Below are 22,722 nucleotides of genomic sequence, written 5' to 3'. Positions count from 1 at the left end.
GACGGCTGCCCGCTCCCTACGCTTCGCCGATTCTTAAAAGCTTCAGCAGCGGGATTCCGGCTTCGCGGCTGTCGGCGAGGTTTATCTCGAAGTCGATGCTCCAGTCGTTGAATTCTTCCTCGTCCTGCAGCATCTGCTGTATGTGCATCACGTCGCCCTCGTAGGTGACGATGGTGTGGGCGAGTGCGCGGCCTTCCACGTCCAGACGGAACTTGTGGTGCTCTGCCGTGTAGGCGGCCATGATTTCGGTGAGCATGTTCTCGGTCCACGGCTTGCCTTCGCCGTCCACGAGCATCTGGCCTTCTTCCAGGTCGTCCGCGAGGCTGTCGAGGACTGCGGCAAAATCTTGCTTCGCGAGGTTGCCCATGATCTGGAAAATGCGTTGGCGCACCATGCCGAGGAATCGCTTCTTGTCGTAGGTGATGTCGGCGGCGGCCTTGTCGGCGCCGAAGGCCTTCTCTGCCTCGTCTTCTGTGAGTCCTGCATCCAAGCGCTTCTGGTAGTCCTCGGGGTGGGCCATCTTTTCCCATTCTTCCAGCAGGCTCGAGTCGGTGCGGCGTATTATGTCACCGAGGTAGTCTTCCATCTCGTGGAGTTCGTCATTCTTGTAGCCGTCGGGCACCGTCTGGCTCAAAACCTTATATACGTAGTTCAGGTGCCGGAGCAAAATCGCTTCCATGCGCTGCAGGCCGTACTGCTTCACGTAGCCGCTGAAGGTGCTGAAGTTCTCGAACATCTCGCGCACGATGCTCTTGGGTTCCACGTTCACGTCGACCCACGGGTGAACTTCCGCAAACTCATTGTACGTGCCGTATATAAATTCACGCAGTGGCTTGGGGTACTCGACCTTCTCGATTTCTTCCATGCGCTGGTTGTATTCCATGCCCTGCGCCTTGAGCTCGTCGAGCCTTGCCGTGCGGGCCTTGTTCTGCTGGATGCGCAGAATCGCCTCCGGGTTCTCTACGATGCTTTCGCACAACGTAATTACGTCGAGCGCGTATTCCGGGGATTCCGCGTCCAGTTTCGGGAGCGTATCTACCAGGTAGAGCGAGAGCGGCTGGTTCATCGCGAAGTCGTCTTGCAGGTCCATGTTCACGCGCAGGTGACTGTAGCCCTCGGCTACGGGTTTCACGAATTCCACGATGTTCTTTTCTACCAGGCTGCGGAAAAGCTGGAAGGAGCGGTGCTGTAACTGCTTCTTGCTCGGCGCGCTCTCGTGACAATCCTTGATGAGCGTGCGCATTGCCTTGCAGCCGTCGGTCTCGCGGCTCAGAATGTTCAGGAGCATCCCGTGGTCTACGCGGAAGCTCGAGGTGAGCGGTTCGGGCTGCGCGTCAATCAGGCGCCTGTACGTGCTCTCGTCGAAGGGAACGTAGCCGTGCTCGGGCGGTTTGCGCTTTTGGAACTTTTTTCCGGTCTGGCGGCTCTTGGCCTCGAGTTTCAGGTTCTCGATTACATGTTCGGGAGCCTGCGCCACCACGTATCCGATGTTGTCAAATCCCTTGCGGCCGGCGCGGCCCGCAATCTGGTGGAAGTCGCGTGCGGTTAAAATTGCGGTCTTGTCGCCGCTGTACTTGCAGAGTTGCGTGAAGAGTACCGTGCGGATAGGCACATTCACGCCCACGCCGAGCGTGTCGGTACCGCAGATGACTTTCAATAAGCCCTGCTGTGCGAGCTTTTCGCAGAGGATGCGGTACTTGGGCAAAAGACCTGCGTGGTGCAGGCCGATTCCCTGCTTGAGCCAGCGCTTGACATCGGGACCGTAGGGGCTAGAGAACCGCACTTCCTTGATGGCTTCGTTTATCTTGACCTTCTCTTCCTTGGTGCAGAGGTCGAGACTCATGAAGTTCTGCGCGTTGCTTGCCGCTGCCGCTTGAGTAAAGTGAACTACATATACGGGCGCCTTGCCCTCGTTCACGAGTTTCTGCACTTCGGTCGAAATTTCGGTGGTGCTGTAGCTGAAATCGAGCGGGACGGGCCTCTGCGAGGAACGGACGGTGACCGACTGCCTGCCGGTATGCTTCGTCATCTCGCGTTCAAAAAATTCAGTTGCGCCGACGGTCGCGCTCATCAGGAGAAATCGAGACTGCGGGAGCGTCAAGAGCGGTATTTGCCAGGCGACTCCGCGTTCGCGGTCGGAATAGTAGTGGAATTCGTCCATCACTATATCGGTAATCGTGAGTTTCTCGCCTTCGCAGAGCGCCATGTTGCTTAAAATTTCTGCGGTGCAGCACAGGATGGGGGCGTCGCGGTTCACGGTCGCATCACCGGTAGAAAGCCCCACGTTCTCGGGCCCGAATTCCTTGCAGAGCGCCATCCACTTCTCGTTCACGAGCGCCTTGATGGGGCAGGTGTACACGCTCTTGCGGCCATGCGCGATGCTGTCGAAATGGAGCGCGAGTGCGACCATCGACTTGCCCGAACCTGTGGGCGTGTTCAGGATAACGTTCTTTCCGTCCAGAAGTTCGAGGATGGCTTCTTCCTGCGCGGGGTAGAGCGTTGTTCCGCGGGACTGCGCCCATTCCATGAATGCTTCCAGGATGTCCTCGGAAGCGGGCGCAGAGTGGCCTCCTGCCGGGTTTGCGGTGAATCTTGCAATGAAATCCTTGAGTGTGGCCTTGTTTTGCTCTGCCATAATGCGCAAAGATAGTTCTTTTGTCCCGACTGTAATTTTAAGATTTCTATTATTTTGAAAAAATAAAAGGAACCTAGCATGAAAGGAATCGTTCTCGCCGGGGGCTCCGGCACAAGGCTCTACCCGCTGACCATGGTCACCAGCAAGCAGCTCTTGCCGGTCTACGACAAGCCCATGATCTACTACCCGCTTTCGACCTTGATGCTCGCGGGCATCCGCGAAATCCTCATCATCTCGACGCCGACGGACCTGCCGAATTTCGAGCGTTTGCTGGGCGACGGTTCTGCGATGGGCCTCAAGCTGAGTTACAAGGTGCAGCCGAGCCCCGATGGCCTGGCACAGGCGTTTATCCTGGGCGAGGAATTTATCGGTAACGACTGCTGCGCGATGGTGCTGGGCGACAACATCTTCTACGGCAATGGTTTCAGCCCGCTTTTGAAGGCCGCGGTGAAGAACGCCGAGGAGAACGGACGCGCGAGCGTGTTCGGTTATTACGTGGAAGACCCGGAACGTTTTGGCGTGGTGGAGTTCGACGACAACGGCAAGGTGATTTCTGTGGAAGAGAAGCCGAAGGAACCCAAGAGCAACTACGCGATTACGGGCCTCTACTTCTACGACAACCGCGTGAGCGGATTTGCGAAGGCCCAGAAACCGAGCGCCCGCGGGGAACTCGAGATTACCGACTTGAACAAGACGTACCTCGACAGGGGAGAACTTGACGTGAAACTCCTGGGCCGTGGCTTTGCCTGGCTCGATACCGGCACGATGGACAGCCTGATCGAAGCGGGCGAGTTCGTGAAGATGATTGAGAACCGCCAGGGCATCCAGATTTCCGCAGTGGAAGAGATTGCCTACGTGAACGGCTGGATCAGCAAGGAAAAACTGCTCGAGTCTGCCGCCAAGTACGGGAAGTCTCCCTACGGTCAGCACCTGCGCAAGGTCGCCGAAGGGAAAATCAGGTACTAGAGAGAGTGTCATCCTGAGCGAAGAACCGTAAGGTTCGAAGGAGCAGGATCTAGACAAGGAGTAGTAAAATGAGAAAGAAATTTGGCTTGATTCTTGTTGCGGTTGCGATGTGCGCGTTTACCGCCTGCAACCAGGAGAGCGCTCAGTCCAAGACGGGCGAGAAGGGCGCGCAGCCCGAGGCGGCGGCCCCGCAGGCATCTTCGAAATCGCTTGTCGTTTATTACTCGCAGACGGGAGCCACCAAGAAACTCGCGGAAATTTTCCAGAAGGCAAAGAGCGCGGACATGTTCGAGATTGCGACGGTGACGCCGTACCCCTCGACATACGACAGCACGATTGCCGCAGTGGGCGCCCAGCGTGAAAGCAAGCAGTGGCCCGCACTTGTAAACGCGAAGGCCGACCTTGCGAAATACGATACGGTGTATCTCGGATACCCGATTATGTTCGGGAGTTTTGCCCCGCCGGTCTATACCTTCCTCGACTCGAATGACCTTTCGGGCAAGGTGGTGGTGCCGTTCTGCACCTACGGGAGCGGCGGTCGTAAGGCATCTGCCGCAGAACTCAAGACGCTTGAACCGAACGCGAACGTGACGCTTGCTTATGGGATTTCGAACAAGCGAATAACCGCGGAAAACGGTGCGGAAGTTGCAACGAAGGAAGTCGAAGGTTTCTTCGCGGACCTTGCTACCGGCAAGACGGACGAGATGCTCATGGGCGGCTTTACCGACCAGAGAGCGCTTACAGCGGAAGATTCTGCAGTGTTTGCAGCCGCGACGAAGGACTACGCCTACTTGAAACTTGCTCCGTTGAGCGTTGCCACGCAGGTCGTTGCCGGTATGAACTACCTCTTCGTGTGCACGACAAGCGGGTTCAACCGCCCTCCGACCGAGACGATGGTGAAAATATTCAAGCCGCTCCCAGGCCGTGGCGAACCGGAACTCATCGTCATGGAAAAGTAGAGTTTGCGGAAAGTTTCCCGCAGTCTATGAAAAAGCCTCCGTTTCGTCGGAGGCTTTTCGTTTAGGTCTTACTGTCTTGCTGCAAGTTCTTCAGGAGTTCTCGCAAGTATATCCCAATCGCCGCGCTTGATTATCTTGTATGCATAACCCTGTTCGGTGAGGAACAGCTGGCGGTTCATGGCGAATTCCTGTTCCTTGGAATCCTGCGTCACGATGCTGTAGAAGTGCGCCGCACCGCCATCGCTCTTGGGGCGCAGCACGCGGCCCAGTCGCTGGGCTTCTTCCTGGCGGCTTCCGAACGTTCCCGAAACCTGGATAAGCACGTTCGCGTCGGGAAGGTCGATGGCGAAGTTGCCCACCTTCGAAACCATCAGGTTCTTCTGGCTGCCGTCGCGGAAGGCGGCATACAGGCGTTCGCGCTCCTTGTTCGGGGTCTTGCCCGTGATGAGCGGAATCTGCAAGTCGTCGGAGAGGGCCTCGAGCTGGTCGATGTACTGCCCGATAATCAGCACGCGGTCGTCGGGCTTGTCGAAGTGCTTGAGCAGGCGCTCCACGATGTCCGTTTTTTCGGGGTTCGTGCTTGCGAGCGTAATCTTCTCGCGGATAGGCGCGAGGGCATACTTCATCTTGAGTTCCGCTTCCATCGGGATGCGAATCTCGTTACAGTCGGCAGTGGCAATCCAGCCCTGCGCTTCCAGGATGCGCCACGGGATGTCGTACTTCTTGGGGCCGATAAGGCTGAATACTTCCGTTTCCTTGTGGTCTTCGCGCACGAGCGTCGCCGTGAGGCCAAGACGGCGGGTCGCCTGCATTTCGGTACTCAGGCGGAACACGGGAGCGGGCAACAGGTGCACCTCGTCGTAAATCATGAGGCCCCATTTTTCCTGGCTGAACAGCGGGAAGTTTGCGAGTTCTTTTTTCACTTCCTCGTCGCTCATCTCGAGTTCTTCGGTAACGTTCGCGTTTTCGTCCTTCTTGACGCGCTTCCTCTGGGTCAATATCTGGTAGGTCGCGACGGTCACCGGGCCGATTTCCTTGACTTCGCCGGAGTATTCCTTCACCTGGTCGATGGTCAAGTCGGTCTTGTCGCAGATCTCGCGGATCCACTGGCGGCTTGCCGAAATGTTCGGTGTCAGGATGAGCGTCTTGGTCTGGATGAGGGCCATCGTTGCAAGGCCAATCACCGTCTTGCCCGAACCGCAAGGCAGCACGATAACGCCCGAGCCGCCCTTCTCGGAACCGCTCGCGTAAAAAATCTGGGCCGCTTCCTTCTGGTAGTCGCGGAGGTTGAATTCCTTTCCGCTGAGGGTGGTCTTGCGCAGGTGGATGGGGAGCGGGTCGCCCACGGTGTAACCCGCGAGGTCCTCGACCGGGAACCCGGCGTTGGTAAGTGCCATCTTGATGTGGCCGCGGCGTTCTCCGTCCATAATGGCGTGCGTGTCGTCGATGAATTCCTTCACGTACTCGGCGACTTCGGGCAGCTTGCAGATTTCGACGAACATGATCTTGTCGTCGGATTCCATGATGAGGTTGCCGCAGTCGTCCATCTTGAGGCGAAGCAGGCCGTAGCGGGCCATGTAGTCCTCGATTTCGGTAATGACGCTCTGCGGGATGGGGTAGCGGCTCTGGCTTTCGAGGCGTTCCAGCACGTCGGGTGCGCGGAGTCCGGTCGCTGCGGCGTTCCAAAGGCTCAGGTGCGATATCTTGTATGTATGCAGGTGCTCGGGGCTCTTGACCAGTTCGGTAAAGGGAGCAATCGCGTCTCGTGCCGCTTCGTAGGAGGGGGAATCGACCTCGACCATGATTTCGAGGTTGCTCTGAACAATAATGGCGCCATTCGGATTCATAGGGCGCCAAATATAGTAAAAAATGCGTTTTTTGGTTAGGGGGCGACCAGCGCGTGAGGCCGTCACGGACAAAAGAAAAACCCCGGTTCCTTGCGGGAATCGGGGCTTTCGAGCCACCCAGCAGATTTGAACTGCCGACCTGCTGATTACGAATCAGCTGCTCTACCAGCTGAGCTAGAGTGGCATAGCGGGGTCAAAAATAGCAAAAGGGCGTTTTTTTGTCAAGATGGGGAGCCTTCAGTTGGCAAAGTCGGCGAGTTTTTCTATGTTTGGCTTACGAAATTTCAAAATGGAAGTCGAAAATGGCTAACGAATCTAACCAGAATAATTCTGAAATCAAGGAATTTTTTGTCCAGCACGGTACCAAGGTGCTCGTTGGGCTTGTCGTTTTGCTCGTGGTTGTCGCGGGAATCGTCCAGTTCAGGGACAGCCGCAAGGCTGCCGCCATCGAACAGACCGAGCTCCTGGGTAAGGGGTACACCTACCTCTACGTGAACGACAAGGATAACGCCCTCGCCGAGTTCGAGGCCCGTATCCAGGCCGGCGATGTGAAGGGAATTGCCCTCGCGAAGGCCGCTCTCTTTGCCGGCAACATCAAGTACGAGAAGGCCGACTACGACGGTGCTATCGCGCTGTTCCAGAAGTCTATCGACAATGCGGGTGACGTCGCGCTCGTGCGCTCGGCCGCCATCCACGGTCTTGCTTCCGCCAAGATGGAAAAGGGCGACTATTCCGCCGCCGCCAAGCTGCTCGAAGATTTTGTGAAGGAATTCGGCAAGCGTACGGGCGACAAGGAAGATCGCTTCCAGAAGGAAGAACCGCTCGACGAAACTCCGCTTGTTCCGGACGCCATGTGGAAGCTCGTTCTGCTCCACAAGGAACTTGGCTCGAACAACAAGGCCAAGTCGGTTGCCGAACGCATCATCGAGGTGTACGGCGACAATGGCATGTATGCCGACAAGGCGAAGAAGTTCCTCGCGAGCATCTAGGATTTAACGGATTCGCGGGCTAGGCGAGTGCGAACTTCCAGCCGATAGCGAAAATCGCGAAATAGATAGCGACCCACACGAGGTCAACCAGTTTGGTAGGCGTTCCCCAGCGGAGCGCCTTCTTTTTGGGGATGAACCCGCAGAAGAGCCCCGCGATAAACCCGTAGGCGTGGCCGAGAATGTCGGCGTTTTCGCCAAGCCCGAGGAATACGGCGAGCGAGGCGGCGCCGCACAGCGGTGCGAAGCGCCGGAGCTGGCCGTGAGTCTCCCTGGGCATGAGCCTGAACTCGATTACGGCAAGTGCCCCGATGGCGGCGAACACGAACGTGGAGAACCCGAGGGAGCGGAAGTCCGTCTGCACGGTGAGGACGGTGCAGAAGTTCGCGAGCGCGCTCGCGACGGCAAGGAAGGGCGCCATACGGGCGAGCGGCGTGCGGTACGACAAGAGGGTGAGGACGATATAGCCCGAAAGCAGGTTGCTTGCAATGTGGCGGGCGTCGCCGTGCAATGTAAGGGCGGTGATGGTGCGCCACCACTGCCCGTGCATTACCTTGTCGGCATCGGAAAGGCCGAGGCTATGCATGCGGGCGACCTTGCCCGAAAAGTCGAGAAGCGTGCAGACCACGGGCACGAGTAGCACCCACGCGGGTTGCAGGCTCAGGCTGAGCGGTAACGGCGGGTTTTCTTCCCTCGGGGGATTTTCCTTGCGGTAGAGCTCCAGCTGGTGCAACGCCTGCGGTTCGTGTTCCGGCTTGACAAAAATCTCGAACGGCCCTTCGGGGCTGCGTTCCAGCCGGTGGACAATGCCCTGCGACAGCAGTACCAAACTGTAGTCGCGAATTTGTCTGTAAGTACCCTCTGCGATGCGGGAGGATTCCTCGGGAACTTCCTCGGCGGGGGTGTCTACGGGCTTTTCGTTTCCGCTCGGTACTAAGTCCGCGCGATGCGGGTCCGAAGGGACTCGCATGTAGCGTGGGCGTAGGGGTGACATCAGACGGGGCATGTTTTCAATATAGCAAATTGCCTTGTCGTGGAACCGTTGCGTGTTTTATTGCTTTGGCGGGCCGCCGTGAGTCAGGGAATCGCCTTTTTGCTGTATAGGAGCGAGCACAGGAAAAGCCCTGTCGAGAATTCAAATCCTTCTAAATCGCCCTCCGTTTCAAGGCAGTCGGGCAGGTTGTAGAAAACGGTGCCTCCCGCGATTAGGCTCTCGTCTATGAAGGTAAGGCCCATTATTCCCTTGTACTGCAGCGCTTCCCTCCGGATTCGGAGCGTGTTGGGGCATAGGCTGTCTGCAGGAACGTTGAAGATGAACTTTTCCGATTCCCCGAAGTAAAGACAGTTCGTTGAACCGTCCTCCTGGGGCATGTCCATTTCCATGATGCCGTCAATACAGTTACCGCAGTCGTCACAACCGTCGAGAAGGGTTACGCAAACAATCAGGAATGCGGCTGCTGCAATTTTGCCGAAGGTGGGTCTTGTCATAAAATTTCCCTATATCCTTGCTATGATATCGTATATAAGGGGAGTTTTGTCAAGTAAAGGACTGCGTTTTTTTCTCTTTGTCAGTCCTTCGCCTTCGCGGCGGAGGTCATGGCAAACTTGCCTGTCGCAGTTTCGCATTCGGCGCGCAGGTAGGCGAAGTTGTCGAAGTGGATTTCGATGTCGCTGCTTGCGGGTGCGGCGACGAGGCTTTCTATGCAGAGTTCCTCTTGCTTCGCGAGCTTGCCGCCTGTAGTGTAGCGGCGCCCGAATATGCGAATGTAGCGGAATGCTCCGCCAAAGTCGTTCGTATTACGGGCGTGGAATATGATTCCCTTGCTCCCGTGGATGCTTGCGCGTTCCCACCAGAGGGCGGGCCCGTCGGTGATGTAGCAGTTGTCGCCTGCGAAGGCTTCGTTGAGGGCTTCTTGCGTGATGACGGTGCCATCGTCACCGGTAAGACGAGGGGGGCTTACCACCGTCCGCACCTTTCCGAAAATATGGTCGCGCGTGTGCCGGAGCGTGCAGAGCGGCGTCGCGACGGAGGTGGTGTCGTTCAGGTCGCCGTGCGCATCGTTGCCGCCAATCGGGAGCAAGAAGTTCCCCTTGCCGAGTTCCTCGATCCAGAACTCGCGCCCGAGCTTGAAGCCTTCGTCGCGAATTCCGTTCCAGAACTGCAGCCCGCGTATCTTGTGGGCTGCGTCCAGGTTCAGGTCCTTGTGATTCCAGTACCCGCGCCGGAATATGAACTTCTCGAGCAATCCCATCTGCTGGAAGGGGTGTGCCGCGAAGCAGTGCGCGCCTGTCGCCTGCAGGAGCTGCGGAATCTTCATCGTGGGCTTGTTGTCGAGCCAGTAGCGCCCGCAGTCGCCGAGCCCGGGCAGGTAACCGTCCGGGGTGAGGGCGAGCATGTGAACGTTCTCGCCTTTGCTGTTGCCGGCAGAAACTTCTTCGCCCGCGAGCAGGAGGGGCATGCCTTCGCCGGAAGGGAGCGATGCAATCTCGTCGCGGAGCGCCTGGAAGCGCGGTGCGGGCGAAGGCGCTTCCTTCGTGTAGTCTTCTTCGGAGAATGCGAAATCATAGGCGTGATCGGTACAGCTCACGAAATCGAGCCCGATGGCCTTTGCCGCCTGTTGCAGTACCGCGGGAGAGGCCCCGTGTTCCACGTGGTCGCAGGAGTATCGCGTGTGACAGTGCATTTCGCCGGCGATAAATCTGGGGGCCTTCGGCGGGTCCTGCGCAAGTACCTGTATCTTTAGCGGGGCGGGTTTTAGCCCGGGCAGGTTCCAGCGGGTGAACGTTCTTACTTTATCTGTAGCATCGTTTGTCGAAGAGTCAATGCGGCGGGCAGTCACCTTGCAACGGATCTCGTAATTGCCCGCAGGGAGCGTTCCCAGGTTCACAGGGTAAAAACCGAACTGTTCCGTAGCGCGAATGTTTAAATCGATAGTCCTGTTTGGTATGAAATTTGCCCCCGGCAAACTTTTGGCATCCGCCAAACTTGCAAAACCTGACAAACTTGAAGCATCCGCTAAACCCTTGGAACTTATTTCAACATCCATCTTCTCGATGAGTGTCGGGAACCGGTGCGCGTCACGCACGACTATCCATAGGGTAGGTTCCGCTCCGGGTATAAACTGGAAGGGCGCGTCCACGATTATTTCGGGCCACGGCCTGTACAGCAGCGACCAAGGCAGCCGGAACTTGAAGTGCGTTTCCGCGTACTGCGGCTTTTCCCCCGGGAGCAGGCTCATTATTCCGCCTTCGGTTGAATCTTTTCTGCAGGCGGTTCGGCCGTGGTTGCCGGTGCAGTTTCATTACCCGCGGCATCTCCGGCGTTTTTCTCGGCGGCTTCGCTGCTAGGCGTAGCGTTCTCGACCGGCTTTTCCGCCGGCTTCGGCGCTGCAGTCGTGTCGGTGGCCGGCTTCGGCGCTGCAGTCGTGTCGGCGACGGCTGTCGCGTTGCTCGCCTTTGCATCCTTGCCTTTCGCGACGGCGTCCTCGAGCTTCATTGTGGGCATCTTGATGAGCCCGAAGCTCATGCGGATCTGCAATTGCAGGCCTCCGATATCCCACTTGGCCTTCTCGGTCGGGCCATCCGGAACGATGTCCGCAAACGTTTCCTTCGATTCCACCTTGATGGTGCTGAACCCGATGTCGCCGAACACGTTGAGTCCGTTCCAGCTTGCTATCAGGTACCCGAGGCTCACGCCGAAGCCAGCGCCCCAGGGCTTGTTGTTTGCCTCGAGCTTGCCCCAGGTGGTGTAGATTTCCGTTCCGGGGAGAGTCCAGTACCAGCGTACGGCGACGCTGAACAGTCCACCGTTCGAAAGCGTGATGAGGTTCCCGGGTATCGCGAGCCTGTATTCCAAGAATGCGGGGACGCCCTGGATGGTGTAACTGTAGTTGTGCGCCTTGTTCTTGCGGTCAGAAAGCACCACCGATTCGTTGTCGTAGATGAACCCTATGCCCGCGCTCAAGAAGTGTCCGTCCGTCACCTGGTACTGTAGGCCTGCCGTGACCGGGAAGCAGAAGTTCACCTTCTGGAAGTTCTGCTTTGCCACGTACAGCGATTCCTCGGCGTCGACCGCCTGTGACTTGAACTCGGCGTAGATGGTGTCGACGGCGTTCTGGAAATACTTGCGCTGGTCAAAACTCAGGAATGAAATGGAAGGCTGTGCAAAAACGGAAAGCCTGGAAAGGTCGCGCGTGGGCTTGGATTCCTCGTCATCGGCGATTGCGCCCGTCGCACAGAGCAGCGTGGCGAATAGCACGAGGATGGACTTGAAACCCGCTTGACGCATAAGAGACCTAGTTCAGCATTTCGCGTTCTTCTTTCAGGATGCGCTTCTTTTCGGAATCCTTCTTCATACGCTTCTCGAATTTTTCTTCGGCCTTCGCGATTTTCTTCTCGGTCTTCTCGAGGAGCTTGTGACCGTCCTTGTCGTCATCCTTGAGTTCGAGCTTCGCCATGTTCAGGTATTCGCGTGCTGCTTCGAACTGGTCGAGGTCGGTGTATGCCTGCGAGGTGAGGAACAACGCTTCCTTGCGGCGCTTGGACTGCTGGTAGGTCTCGAGGAATTCCTTGAAGTAGATGACCGCCGCCTGCGGCTTGTCCATGCGCAGGTAGAGTCTTGCCGTCTGGAATTCCTTCTCGGCGATGCGTTCCACGAGCAGTCCGTAGTAGTAGTTGATGGAGTCGCGGAGCGGGGTGTCGGGGTGGTTCGAGAGGTAACGCTCGAAATCCTTCATGGCGACGGTGGTGTTCGCCTCGTCGCGGCTCACGCGGAATTCCATGTTGAACGAGCAGATGGCCTTCTTGAACTCGGCGGATTCCGCAAACGGGGAGCCGGGGAAGTTCGCGATGAAGCTGCCGTATTCGCCGCGCGCCTCGATCCAGTTTTCCAGGTTGAAGTGGCTCTCGGCGAGCAGGAACGAAGTCTGTTCCAGGTAGCCCGTACCGGCACAGTAGCTCATGATTTCTTCGGCCTTGTCGATGACGCGCCCGTACTTTTCCTTCTTGAAGAGCTCTTCGGCTTTGTCGTACTTGTTCTTGCAGAACTGCGTGTGCGTTACCCTGCCCGAAGAATCGGAGGAGCAGCCGCTAAAAATGGCTACGCTAAGAAAAATGCTTGAGAACAGTGCTGTCTTTAGGGTCAGTTTCATTTTTTTTCTTCGGTTAATTCTAATTTTTCACCGTTAAAGTAGAAAAAATCGAACGTAAGGAAAAATGATTCTAGTCCGTTATGTGTTGAAAGAGCTTATTGGTCCGTTCCTGGCGGCGCTTTTTGGCATAACGTTTTTGTTTGTTGTCGATTTTCTTGTAAAAATTCTTGATAACGTGCTGTCGAAGGGCCTGCCCGCATCGACGGTGCTCGAAATATTCGCGTTGAACCTCGCATGGATGCTTTCGCTCTCGATTCCGATGGCGGTGCTTGTCGCATGCCTCATGGCTTTCGGGCGCCTTTCGGGCGACCACGAGATTACTGCGGTCAAGGCGGCAGGTGTTTCTCCCTTGTCGCTCATGCGCCCCGTGATGCTTGTGGCCTCGCTCCTTGTGGTGCTCATGATTCTTTTCAACAACTGGGTATTGCCCGAGGCGAACCACCGCTCCGTAGAACTCATGAATGCGGTCTCGCGCAAGAAACCGCACGTGTTTATCGACGCGGGGCGCCTAATCACGCAGTTCCCGGACGTACACCTGTGGGTGAACCGCATCGACCCGGTATCGGGCGTGCTTTACGGCATCCAGGTGTACGAGATGGAAAAGAAGGGCGCTCCGAGGATTGTCTATGCCGACAGTGCGACGCTTGACTACGTGGATAACGGTGCGACCCTCATGTTCAGGCTCCGCAGTGGCGAAACGCATACGGTGGACCCGGACAAGCCCGAGAACTATTTCCGAATCCGCTTCTTCTCGCAGGACCTTGCCCTGCAGAACGTGGACGACCGCCTGGAACGCAGGAGCCGCAGTTACCGTAGCGACCGCGAGATGCCCGTCGAGATGATGATGGACGTGGTGAACGAGGCCCGCGCGAAGTACGATACCGCATCGCAGGTCGCCTTCGAGAAGCGCCTGCCGACCCTCGTCGCTACCCGCGACTTCGTGAAGGGCGATAGCATTGTGCCCAAGGATGCGAAGGCGGATACCGAGCTCGATTCTATCCAGAGGCGCAAGTCCCTGCAACGCCTGCGCATGCAGGAGATTTCTTCGTTGCGCAATACGGAGAGGCTGTGGGGCCGCATGGAATCCGAACAGAAGCGTGCCGCGCAGTACCTGGTCGAAATCCACAAGAAGTTCAGCACCTCGTTCGCGTGCTTCATTTTCGTGCTTATCGGTGCTCCCCTCGGTATCATGGCCCGCAAGGGCGGTATCGGTACGGGCATCATCTACAGTCTTGCGTTTTTCGTGATTTACTGGATTTGCCTTATCGGCGGCGAGAACCTGGCCGACCGCCTTATCATCTCGCCGGAACTTGCCATGTGGGCGTCGAACATCATCATCGGCGTGTTCGGCATATTCATTACGGTGGCGATGGTGCGTGACCGCTTTACCGGCGATTCCAAGTTCTTCAGGTTCATGAGGGCGGCGGGCCGCAAGTTCCGCTCCATAGGGAGGGGCCGCGCATGAAGTTTTCAAGGTACCTAGTCTGGAATTTCCTCAAGATGTTCCTTATCGTGACCATCGGTGCCATCTTCATGTTCGCCGTTATTGACTTCGTGGGCAACATCAAGACATGGCTTGCCCGCGATACGAAGGACGCTCTCGACTACTACTTCTGCTACCTGCCGTACATGCTGTACCTTATCACGCCGGTTTCGATGTTTATCGCGGTGCTGGCTTCGGTGGGTAACATGTCTCGCCATCTCGAGATGAGCGCCATGCAGAGCTCGGGCCAGAGCCCGCTCAAGACGCTGTTCCCGATATTCTTTTTGGGCGTGCTCGCCTCGATAGGTTCGTACGAGATGAGCGAACACTGGCTGCCCGACGCGAACCACAAGCGCCTCGAAATCATGGAGACGAACGCGCAAAAGAAGAAGAACCCGCGCATCAAGGAAAAGAACGACTTCACGTTTATCGACAGCGAGAAGGCGAGCTGGTTCTTCAAGTTCTATTCGGGCAAGGCGAAGATGGGCCGCGACGTGGTGCTGCTCCTGCGCGAGCAGGGAAGGCTTGCGGAACGTTACGACGCGAAGACGGTGCGCTGGCTCGAACCCGATACCACGAAGCCCGATTCCCTGCGCGAGGAACCGTGCTGGCTGTTCGAACGCGGCATGAAGCGCGTGTTCAACAAGGACGGCTCGGTGACGGTACTGACGTTCCACAGGGAAAAGATGCTCGGGAAGGTGTTTACCCGGCCCGAGGACCTCATCAACGAACGCCAGGTTTCCGACGAGATGGACTCGAAGATGGTAATGGAACGCATCGAGGTGCTGAAGCGCTCTGGCGAAGATACGCGCGCCATGGAAACTTCGTTGCACTTCAAGCGCTCGGCCCACTGGATGAACCTGATAGTGCTCCTCATCGGGGCCGCCCTTTGCCACAGGTATAGTCGTTCTGGAGGGCTATCCCAGAAGTTCGGAGTTGGCCTGTTGCTCGTTTTTAGTTATTATATTCTAGAAAGAATCGGATTGAAGATGGGTGAAAACGGGGCTTTGTCGCCATTCCTTGCCGCATGGATAAGCCATTTCCTGTTCGCGGGAGTCGCCTGCTCCATGCTCTACCGCTCATTCCGGCTGTAAGTTTCAGAGGACGCAGATGCAGATGTCGATAATCTTGTTCGTTGTTGCAGGCTTCCTCCTGGGTCTTTCGCTCCAGGGGGGATGTTCCTGTTCCTGATCCCCTTTGCGGGTGTCGCCGCGGCTCTCGGTTACATGAACCTGCCGCGTATTCCCGGCGGAAAGACCGCGTCGCTCCCTGTGGTGGGGAGTGCTGTGCGCGCTACGGGAATTACCCCTGCCGTCACGCCCGAACTCAAGAATTCCTTCGGGGATTCCGAGACCGATTACAACGAGCCCGGTTCGACCCTCCGTGTAAACCAGGTGTGGGCGCGCGCCGATGCCGACGTGAAAAAAGCCTTCGGCGATATGCTCGAGGGCCTCAAGCGCATTGTCCCGAACGTACATTCCCTCGTGGTCTTTTCGCCCCTCAATTCCATGAAGGAATGGGGAATCCGCGCGTATGCCTGCTCGAATCCCGAGGCGAAGATTGCAACCGACGTGAAAATTACCGAGAACACGGGCCTCATTAGCCAGCTTTTCCGCCTCGATGTGAACCGCCTGCTCGAGGGCGACCTTTCGGGCGGCAAGCCTCTGCTCTACTACATTGATAACCCGATGATCAAGTCCGTTGTCGCGGTCCCGATGCTTGACCGCGGCAAGAACCGCGTGGGTGCTGTCGTGATGGATTCGCTCTACCCGAGTGCGTTCAACCAGCATACGGCGCAGGCGCTTACCTACATCGCGAGCACGCTCTACACGCTCTATTTCAAGAGTTTTGTTTCGGCAAAGAACTACATCGAGCAGCAGCAGTTCAGCGTGCTGTACCATTACCAGCACCAGTTCTTCAAGAACATGTCGGTGAAGGAAATCTACCGCCAGATTTCGGAATACGTGAAGGGCAACATTCCCTTCGACCGCATGATGATTCTGGCCCTCGACCGCCAGAACGACTACAACCTGCACCAGGAACGTACGGGCCGCGTAGTGAGCTGCTACGGTATCGATGCCGACCAGTTCGAGAACAAGACATTTACGCTTTCCGACAAGGGCCTTGCGATTCTCGCGCTGTACCATAACCGTCCGGTAGAACGCACGTTCAACCAGTCGGCGTTCAATGCGTACATCCCGCGTATCGACAGCCAGGAAAAGAAGAACATGGATATCCGCCAGCTGTTCGTGATGCCGGTACCTTCCGACGCGAACGCGGAACAGGCAGAACTCGCCATCTGTCTTGAAAGCCGCCGGAGCGACCGCTATTCCGAACACGAGATGAACCTGCTCAAGGCTTTTGCGGGTGTTGCGGGTTTTGCGTATGCGCGTGCCTGCCAGGTGGAACGCGACAAGGACCTCGCGACGCGCGACGGCCTTACCGGGCTTATCAACCACCGTACGCTCCACGAGAACCTGCGTACCGAGAAGATTCGCGCCGACCGCCAGAAGTACAATATCGGCGTGCTCATGATGGATATCGACCACTTCAAGAACGTGAACGATACCTACGGCCACCCCATCGGCGATGTGGTCATCAAGGGAATCGCGGGGGCCATCAGTGGCGAAATCCGCAAGGAAATAGACATTGTCGCCCGTTACGGTGGCGAGGAGTTTGTCGTTGGCCTTGTCGATACTACCCCCGAAGGGATGATCGAGACGGCGGAACGCATTCGCCATGCGGTAATGAAGCTCGAGTTCGACGTGCACCAGCAGGATCCCCTCCGCGTGACCGTGAGCATCGGCGCCTTCCTCGTGACGCCCGACTTCCACGACATGAAGAAGGCGGTGACTTATGCGGACCAGGCGCTTTACAAGGCGAAGGAAGGCGGCCGTAACCAGGTTATCCAGTACACTGACAAGACCGCAGAACACGTTGCCGTTGAGCAGGGAGTCTAGTCGTGTTTACGTTGCTTGACTGGGTAGTGCTCGCCGCCTACCTGTTGCTTTCGCTGTTTATTGGCCTCTGGGTTTCCCGCGGCAACAAGAATCTCAAGGAATACATGTTCGGCGGCGGTTCCATGCCGTGGGTCGCCGTGGGCATAAGCCTCATCGCCACCTCCGTGAGCGCGACCACCTTCCTCGGTGCGCCTGCCGATGTGTACGGCGACAACATGACGTTCCTCATGTTCCAGATTGGCGCTCTCCTGAGCATCGTCGTCGTGGGCTTTGTGTTCATTCCTCGGTTTCGCACGTCGGGCATTTCCAGCGCGTACGAACTTTTCGAAGTGCGTTTCGGGAGCAAGTCGGTGCGCCGGCTTGCCGCGGTGTTCTACAGCCTGCACCTGCTGTTGCGTACGGGCATATTGCTTTATGCACCGTCGCTCGTGCTGGCGCAAATCCTGCACATAGACTTGAAACTGGCCATTGTCGTTTCTGCCGCGGTCGCGATTTTTTATACGTGGTTTGGCGGTATCAAGGCCGTTATATGGACCGACGTGATGCAGTTCTGCGTGTTCTTTGGTGGTGGCGTTCTGGTGCTCGTGCTTATCTCGAACGCGGTAGGCGGTTTTGGCGAGATGGCGGCCATGGCGAGCGAGGCCGGCAAGACAAAGTGGTGGGATGCCTCGATGGATGTCTCCAACGCGCGCACGCTTATTTCGGCGGGCTTTGCATATGCGATTCTTGAAATTGCGATACGCGGGTGTGACCAGCAGTTTGTACAACGTTATCTGAGCTGCAAGGACGTGAAGGCGGCGAACCGCTCGAGCGTGCTTTCGATGGTGCTCGGCTGCTTTGTCTCGATTCTTTTCTACTGGGTGGGCGCCGCTCTTTACGTTTATTACAATGTTTCGCAGGTGGCGCATCTTCCTGGGAATGTCGGGCAGAACGACGTGTTCCCTTACTTTATCGTGAACGGCCTTCCGGTTGGCGTGACGGGCCTGATTGTCGCCGCCATTTGCGCGGCGGCCATGAGCAGCCTTTCTAGTTCCATCAATTCGCTCAGCAATACGTCCGAACGCGATTTTCTCGGCTGGGATGAATCTGCGGGAATGGGCGGGCTCAAGCGTGCGAAAATCTGGACGGTTGTCTGGGGCGTGCTCGGCGTGTTCTTTGCCCTCTTTGCCGCAACGCAGCAGGGGAGCCTCCTCAAGAACGCCCTCTTCTTTACGGGACTTTTCACGGGCCCGCTCCTTGGCATGTTCCTCCTCGCGTTCTTCGTGAAAGGCTTGCAGAGTTGGCAAGTGATTACCGCCGTTATTTGCGGCATGGTAAGTCTTGTCTTGATTCAGGGAATTCCCGCCTTTGGCGTGCCTGCCGTTTTTGATAAAGTCTTCAGCTGGCCGTGGATGCCGTTTATCAGCATGACGACCACCGTGCTCGTCGCCGTCGTGCTCAAGTTTGCGGCGCTCCCGTTCGCGAAGAAATAGGCTGTTTTTTAAAAAAGAAGGAGGTTTGAACGATGATTGCAAAACTGCTTAACATCATCTGTCTCGTGTTGCTGATTGCCTGCGCATGCGTCCTTATCCGCACAGTGAAGGCCGAACCCGCGGTTGTGCCTGCGGTTTCTTCTGACGGTACGACGGTGTACGACGTCCCGAAAATCGAGGTCTCGGTTTCGGAGTCCAAGAAGTTTGCCGCCGACAAGTTCGAGATGGGCTTCAGCCTCGAAATCCGCGGCAGGGACAAGGAAACTGTAACTAGGCGTCTGGCGGAACGCCGCTCTGTGATTTTCGAAAACGTGAAGTCGCTTGAAATTCCGCAGTCCAACGTGGAGCAGAACAGCGTGGATGTCCGCAAGGATTGGTCGTACCGTAGTGGAAAGCGCGAACTTGTCGGTTACGTGGCCACGCAGAATTTTGTCGTTACGGTAAATCGCAAAATTGATGCCGCCGCTCTCGTGCAGGCGCTTGCGGCCGAGCCGGATGTCGAAATCCATAGGACGGCGGCCCAGCTTAAGGATGTCGATGGCGTCCAGTCGCAGGTTATCAAGGCTGCGGGCAAGAAGGCGCTGGCGAAGGCCCGCGACTATGCCGAAGGTGTTGACGCCAAGCTCGGTCGCGTTCTCCAGATTAACGGGGAAGGCGGCGGAATTACCTACAATCGCAGGTACCGCACGAATGGCCTCATGATGGCGAAAGCGGCGATGTTGGACGGCGCTGCCGAAATGGGCCCCGACGAAAACGCCATCGCCGATTCCGTCGAGGTCAGCGCTTCTGTCCGTATTGTCGTGGAACTGAAGTAACCCCCAAAACTACTGCTCAAACCGCTTTCCCTTGTCAACCCGCTGGGGCGAAAATAGCCCCTTTTTGGGGGTGTGAATAGTTTTCCGGAACCCCCGAAACGTCTAAATGTTTGTGCCATAGGGAGTTGGATTTTTCAAAACCCGACCAGCGGTCGAGGTCCGGCTACAACCTTTTTACAAGTTGTTGATAAGTTTTTCGTATTATTACAAAAAAATTACTGTTTTTTTTGAAAAAAATCATTCTTTTGCCAAAATGTTTTATTATCTTGTTACCTACATCTTGTGGTGGCGGTTCGACCTCTTGCACAAGATGTAGTGTGTTGAACTTTTTTTTGGATTGGTATGATTTTTACAGTTAGGAAGCGTGACGGCCGCGAAATGCCGTTCAACATCGAGAAGATTTCTGACGCCATTGTCAAGGCCTTCCGCGCCTCTGGCGAACTCAATGAACAGATCAAGGCATCCCAGGAACAGATTGACCTGCTTGGCCACGAAGACGTTTTGAGCAGTACTGCTCTAAAGGTAGCCGCCTACGCCGTGGGCCGCCTCGAGGCCGAAGGCAAGACCAAGCCGGACATCGAAGAGATCCAGGACGCGGTCGAAAAGGCGCTTACCGACAACAACTACGCCGATACCGCCAAGAGCTACATCCTGTACCGTGCCGAGCGTACCCGCATCCGCGAGGTGAACACTCGCCTCATGCACACGCTCCGCGACATCACGTTCAGTTCCGCGAAGGAATCCGACCTCAAGCGCGAGAACGCGAACATCGACGGCGATACCGCGATGGGCACGATGCTCAAGTACGGTAGCGAATCTGCGAAGCACTTCTACACGATGATGATGCTCAAGCCCGAGCACAGCCGTGCCCATTCGGATGGCGATATCCATATCCACGACCTGGATTTCTACTCGCTCACCATGACGTGCTGCCAGATTGAACTTATTAAGTTGTTCAAAAACGGCTTCAATACCGGTCACGGCCATCTCCGCGAACCGAAGGATATCCGCAGCTACGCTGCCCTTGCGGCGATTGCCATACAAAGTAACCAGAACGACCAGCATGGCGGCCAGTCGGTGCCGAACTTCGACTACGCGATGGCGAACGGCGTGCGCATCACCTATCGCAAGGCCTACCTCTCTAACATGGTGAAGGCCCTCATCCTCTTCACCGGCAAGGAAGAAGAGGAAATCTTGCCTATCGTGAAGAAGCTCCATTCCGAAATGGAACAGATGGGCATGGTGGCGACCCTCGTGCCGAACGAGAAGTTCGTGGAAACCGAAGCCCGTGAACTTTCCAAGACCTTCGATACCGAAATCGTGATGAAGTCCCAGAAGTTCGCCGAGAAGCAGGCTTACGAAGAGACTGACAAGGCTACCTTCCAGGCGATGGAAGCGTTTGTCCACAACCTGAACTCCATGCACAGCCGCGCCGGTGCGCAGACTCCGTTCTCTAGTATCAACTACGGTATGTGCACCGATCCGGAAGCCCGCATGGTCATGCGTAACCTCCTCCTCACCACGGACGAGGGCTTGGGCGGTGGCGAAACCGCCATCTTCCCGATCCAGATTTTCCGCGTGAAGAAGGGCGTGAATTTGAACGAGGGCGACCCGAACTACGACCTGTTCAAGCTTGCCTGCAAGGTGAGCGCGAAGCGCCTGTTCCCGAACTTCAGTTTCCAGGATGCTCCGTACAACCTGCAGTACTACAAGGAAGGCCACCCGGAAACCGAAATTTCGTACATGGGCTGCCGTACCCGCGTTATCGGCAACAACTACGATCCGACCCGCGAAATCTCCTACGGCCGTGGCAACCTGAGCTTCACCTCCATCAACCTTCCGCGCATCGCCATCAAGATGCGCTCGGTGGACCTGTTCTTCAAGGAACTCGACCGCATGCTGCAGCTCGTGAGCGACCAGCTCATGGAACGCTTCGCCGTGCAGAGCCGCCGCAAGGTCAAGAACTTCCCGTTCCTCATGGGGCAGGGCGTGTGGATTGATTCCGACAAGCTCGGCTGGGAAGACACGGTGGGCGAAGTCATCAAGCACGGTACGCTCTCCATCGGCTTTATCGGCCTTGCCGAAACGCTCGTCATGCTTACGGGCAAGCACCACGGCGAATCCGAAGCCAGCCAGGAACTCGGCCTCAAGATTATTGGCCACATGCGCGACTTCTGCGACAAGGAAAGTAAGCGCCTCGGCCTCAACTTCAGCTTGCTCGCCACGCCGGCGGAAGGCCTTTCGGGCCGCTTCGTCCGCATGGACAAGAAGAAGTATGGCATTATCCCGGGCGTTACCGACCGCGACTACTACACCAACTCGTTCCACGTGCCGGTGTACTACAAGATTTCGGCCTTCAAGAAGCTCGCTCTCGAAGCCCCGTACCACGCGCTCACCAACGCGGGCCACATCAGCTACATCGAGCTTGACGGCGACCCGACGCAGAACCTCGACGCGTTCGAGAAGATCGTGCGCTACATGGCCGAGGTGGGTATCGGTTACGGTTCCATCAACCACCCAGTGGACCGCGACCCGGTCTGCGGTTTCGTGGGAGTCATCGGTGATACCTGCCCCCGTTGCGGACGTAGCGAAGGCCATTACATTTCTGAAGAAAAACTGAACGAACTCCGGAAGAAGTTTCCGGGAATGCCTGCTTTCCGTGGCATTAGATAAATCATTTTAACCAAGGAGTAAAAACATGTCCGAAAAAGAAAAATCTCTCTATGGCGAAGGCGTGTGCTTCGAACGCATCCGCCGCATCACGGGTTACCTCGTGGGTACGGTTGACCGTTTCAACAACGCAAAGCGTGCCGAAGTGAACGACCGCGTGAAGCACGGCGTATAACATGGACGAATACCCGCGTTTGCGGATTGCCGGTATCGAGCCCGAATCTTTCGTGGACGGTCCCGGAATCCGCATGGTAGTGTTTACCCAGGGGTGCCATCACAATTGCCCCGGGTGCCAGAACCCTCAGACCCACGATTTCAACGGGGGTCATTTTATTGATATCGAGGAAATCCTCTCGATGCTCGACGAGAACCCGCTGCTTGACGGTGTCACGTTCAGCGGTGGCGACCCGATGGACCAGGCTGCGGCGCTCATCCCGCTTGCAAGCGCCATCAAGGACCGCGACAAGAATCTCGTGATTTTCACGGGATACACGTTCGAGTACCTGCAGCAGCACTGGGAGGAAAAACCGGAATTTCTGGAACTGCTCTCGTATGCCGATATCCTTATCGACGGCCCGTTCGTTATGGCGAAGAAGTCGCTCGAACTCAAGTTCCGCGGGTCCAGCAACCAGCGCATCATCGACGTGCAGAAGAGCCTTTCCGAAGGGCACGTGGTGTTGCACAGGATTCAGCTTCAGGAGATGGAAGAACATCCGGACTGGCATTTCGGGTAAAAAAACACCTTTTTTGTGGGTGTAATTACCCTGAAACGAAAAAAT

Annotated in this window: 18 protein-coding genes and 1 tRNA gene; 11 read left to right on the top strand and 8 right to left on the bottom strand. The window is 56.6% G+C overall.

What is annotated here, in order from left to right; translation table 11 throughout:
- Positions 1-16: 16 nt before the first annotated feature.
- On the bottom strand, positions 17-2,635 hold the full coding sequence (locus CRO08_RS14790; protein ID WP_097036815.1) for an RNA helicase: 2,619 nt from the start codon (positions 2,633-2,635) through the stop codon (positions 17-19).
- 78 nt (positions 2,636-2,713) lie between these two features.
- On the opposite strand from CRO08_RS14790, the gene rfbA reads away from it, so the two are divergent.
- Both rfbA and CRO08_RS14780 read left to right on the top strand, forming a co-directional pair.
- A complete protein-coding gene (gene rfbA / locus CRO08_RS14785) occupies positions 2,714-3,601 on the top strand; it encodes a glucose-1-phosphate thymidylyltransferase RfbA (RefSeq protein WP_072812910.1) in 888 nt (295 codons plus the stop codon).
- Between the two features lie 68 nt (positions 3,602-3,669).
- A complete protein-coding gene (locus tag CRO08_RS14780; protein WP_097036814.1) occupies positions 3,670-4,560 on the top strand; it encodes a flavodoxin in 891 nt (296 codons plus the stop codon).
- A 68-nt stretch (positions 4,561-4,628) separates the two neighbouring features.
- On the opposite strand, the gene CRO08_RS14775 is transcribed toward CRO08_RS14780, so the two are convergent.
- Both CRO08_RS14775 and CRO08_RS14770 read right to left on the bottom strand, forming a co-directional pair.
- Entirely contained in the window at positions 4,629-6,407 is a 1,779-nt protein-coding gene (locus tag CRO08_RS14775; RefSeq protein ID WP_097036813.1) for a DNA repair helicase XPB, read from the bottom strand.
- Between the two features lie 111 nt (positions 6,408-6,518).
- Positions 6,519-6,591 (bottom strand) — tRNA-Thr (locus tag CRO08_RS14770).
- Between the two features lie 118 nt (positions 6,592-6,709).
- Between CRO08_RS14770 and CRO08_RS14765 the strand changes: the two genes are divergently transcribed.
- The gene (locus tag CRO08_RS14765) at positions 6,710-7,396 is read left to right on the top strand and encodes a tol-pal system YbgF family protein (RefSeq protein WP_097036975.1); all 687 of its coding nucleotides are present in this window, start codon (positions 6,710-6,712) and stop codon (positions 7,394-7,396) included.
- Between the two features lie 19 nt (positions 7,397-7,415).
- Here CRO08_RS14765 and CRO08_RS14760 read toward each other — a convergent pair whose 3' ends face one another.
- The 5 genes from CRO08_RS14760 to CRO08_RS14740 all read right to left on the bottom strand — a co-directional run bounded on the left by CRO08_RS14760 (position 7,416) and on the right by CRO08_RS14740 (position 12,543).
- Entirely contained in the window at positions 7,416-8,399 is a 984-nt protein-coding gene (locus CRO08_RS14760; RefSeq protein WP_097036812.1) for a rhomboid family intramembrane serine protease, read from the bottom strand.
- Positions 8,400-8,470: 71 nt separating this feature from the next.
- Positions 8,471-8,881 carry a hypothetical protein gene (locus CRO08_RS14755; protein WP_097036811.1) on the bottom strand — a complete coding sequence of 137 codons (411 nt, stop codon included), beginning with the start codon at positions 8,879-8,881 and terminating at the stop codon, positions 8,471-8,473.
- Between the two features lie 80 nt (positions 8,882-8,961).
- Positions 8,962-10,632 (bottom strand): PHP domain-containing protein, encoded by a 1,671-nt coding sequence (locus CRO08_RS14750; protein ID WP_097036810.1) that lies wholly within the window; start codon positions 10,630-10,632, stop codon positions 8,962-8,964.
- Positions 10,632-11,681 (bottom strand): hypothetical protein, encoded by a 1,050-nt coding sequence (locus tag CRO08_RS17090; RefSeq protein ID WP_176495169.1) that lies wholly within the window; start codon positions 11,679-11,681, stop codon positions 10,632-10,634. Before CRO08_RS17090 ends, CRO08_RS14750 begins: the two co-directional genes overlap by 1 nt.
- A gap of 7 nt (positions 11,682-11,688) precedes the next feature.
- Positions 11,689-12,543, bottom strand: a complete 855-nt coding sequence (locus CRO08_RS14740) for an outer membrane protein assembly factor BamD (RefSeq protein WP_097036809.1) — start codon at positions 12,541-12,543, stop codon at positions 11,689-11,691.
- Positions 12,544-12,607: 64 nt separating this feature from the next.
- On the opposite strand from CRO08_RS14740, the gene CRO08_RS14735 reads away from it, so the two are divergent.
- The 8 genes from CRO08_RS14735 to nrdG all read left to right on the top strand — a co-directional run bounded on the left by CRO08_RS14735 (position 12,608) and on the right by nrdG (position 22,677).
- Positions 12,608-14,008 carry an LptF/LptG family permease gene (locus tag CRO08_RS14735; protein ID WP_097036808.1) on the top strand — a complete coding sequence of 467 codons (1,401 nt, stop codon included), beginning with the start codon at positions 12,608-12,610 and terminating at the stop codon, positions 14,006-14,008.
- On the top strand, positions 14,005-15,120 hold the full coding sequence (locus tag CRO08_RS14730; RefSeq protein WP_073114944.1) for an LptF/LptG family permease: 1,116 nt from the start codon (positions 14,005-14,007) through the stop codon (positions 15,118-15,120). Before CRO08_RS14735 ends, CRO08_RS14730 begins: the two co-directional genes overlap by 4 nt.
- Positions 15,121-15,201: 81 nt before the next feature.
- On the top strand, positions 15,202-16,986 hold the full coding sequence (locus CRO08_RS14725) for a sensor domain-containing diguanylate cyclase (protein ID WP_255252410.1): 1,785 nt from the start codon (positions 15,202-15,204) through the stop codon (positions 16,984-16,986).
- A 2-nt stretch (positions 16,987-16,988) separates the two neighbouring features.
- Entirely contained in the window at positions 16,989-18,458 is a 1,470-nt protein-coding gene (locus tag CRO08_RS14720; protein WP_097036807.1) for a sodium:solute symporter, read from the top strand.
- A gap of 32 nt (positions 18,459-18,490) precedes the next feature.
- The gene (locus CRO08_RS14715) at positions 18,491-19,273 is read left to right on the top strand and encodes an SIMPL domain-containing protein (protein WP_097036806.1); all 783 of its coding nucleotides are present in this window, start codon (positions 18,491-18,493) and stop codon (positions 19,271-19,273) included.
- Between the two features lie 342 nt (positions 19,274-19,615).
- The gene (locus CRO08_RS14710; RefSeq protein ID WP_097036805.1) at positions 19,616-21,946 is read left to right on the top strand and encodes an anaerobic ribonucleoside triphosphate reductase; all 2,331 of its coding nucleotides are present in this window, start codon (positions 19,616-19,618) and stop codon (positions 21,944-21,946) included.
- Between the two features lie 25 nt (positions 21,947-21,971).
- On the top strand, positions 21,972-22,118 hold the full coding sequence (nrdD, locus tag CRO08_RS14705) for an anaerobic ribonucleoside-triphosphate reductase (protein WP_072808836.1): 147 nt from the start codon (positions 21,972-21,974) through the stop codon (positions 22,116-22,118).
- Position 22,119: 1 nt separating this feature from the next.
- A complete protein-coding gene (gene nrdG / locus CRO08_RS14700; protein WP_097036804.1) occupies positions 22,120-22,677 on the top strand; it encodes an anaerobic ribonucleoside-triphosphate reductase activating protein in 558 nt (185 codons plus the stop codon).
- Positions 22,678-22,722: the final 45 nt, after the last annotated feature.

It is taken from the genome of Fibrobacter sp. UWT3 (assembly GCF_900230125.1).
Classification (GTDB): domain Bacteria; phylum Fibrobacterota; class Fibrobacteria; order Fibrobacterales; family Fibrobacteraceae; genus Fibrobacter.
The sequence above is the reverse complement of the archived record's forward strand: the minus strand, read 5'-3'. Positions and strand labels throughout refer to the sequence as shown.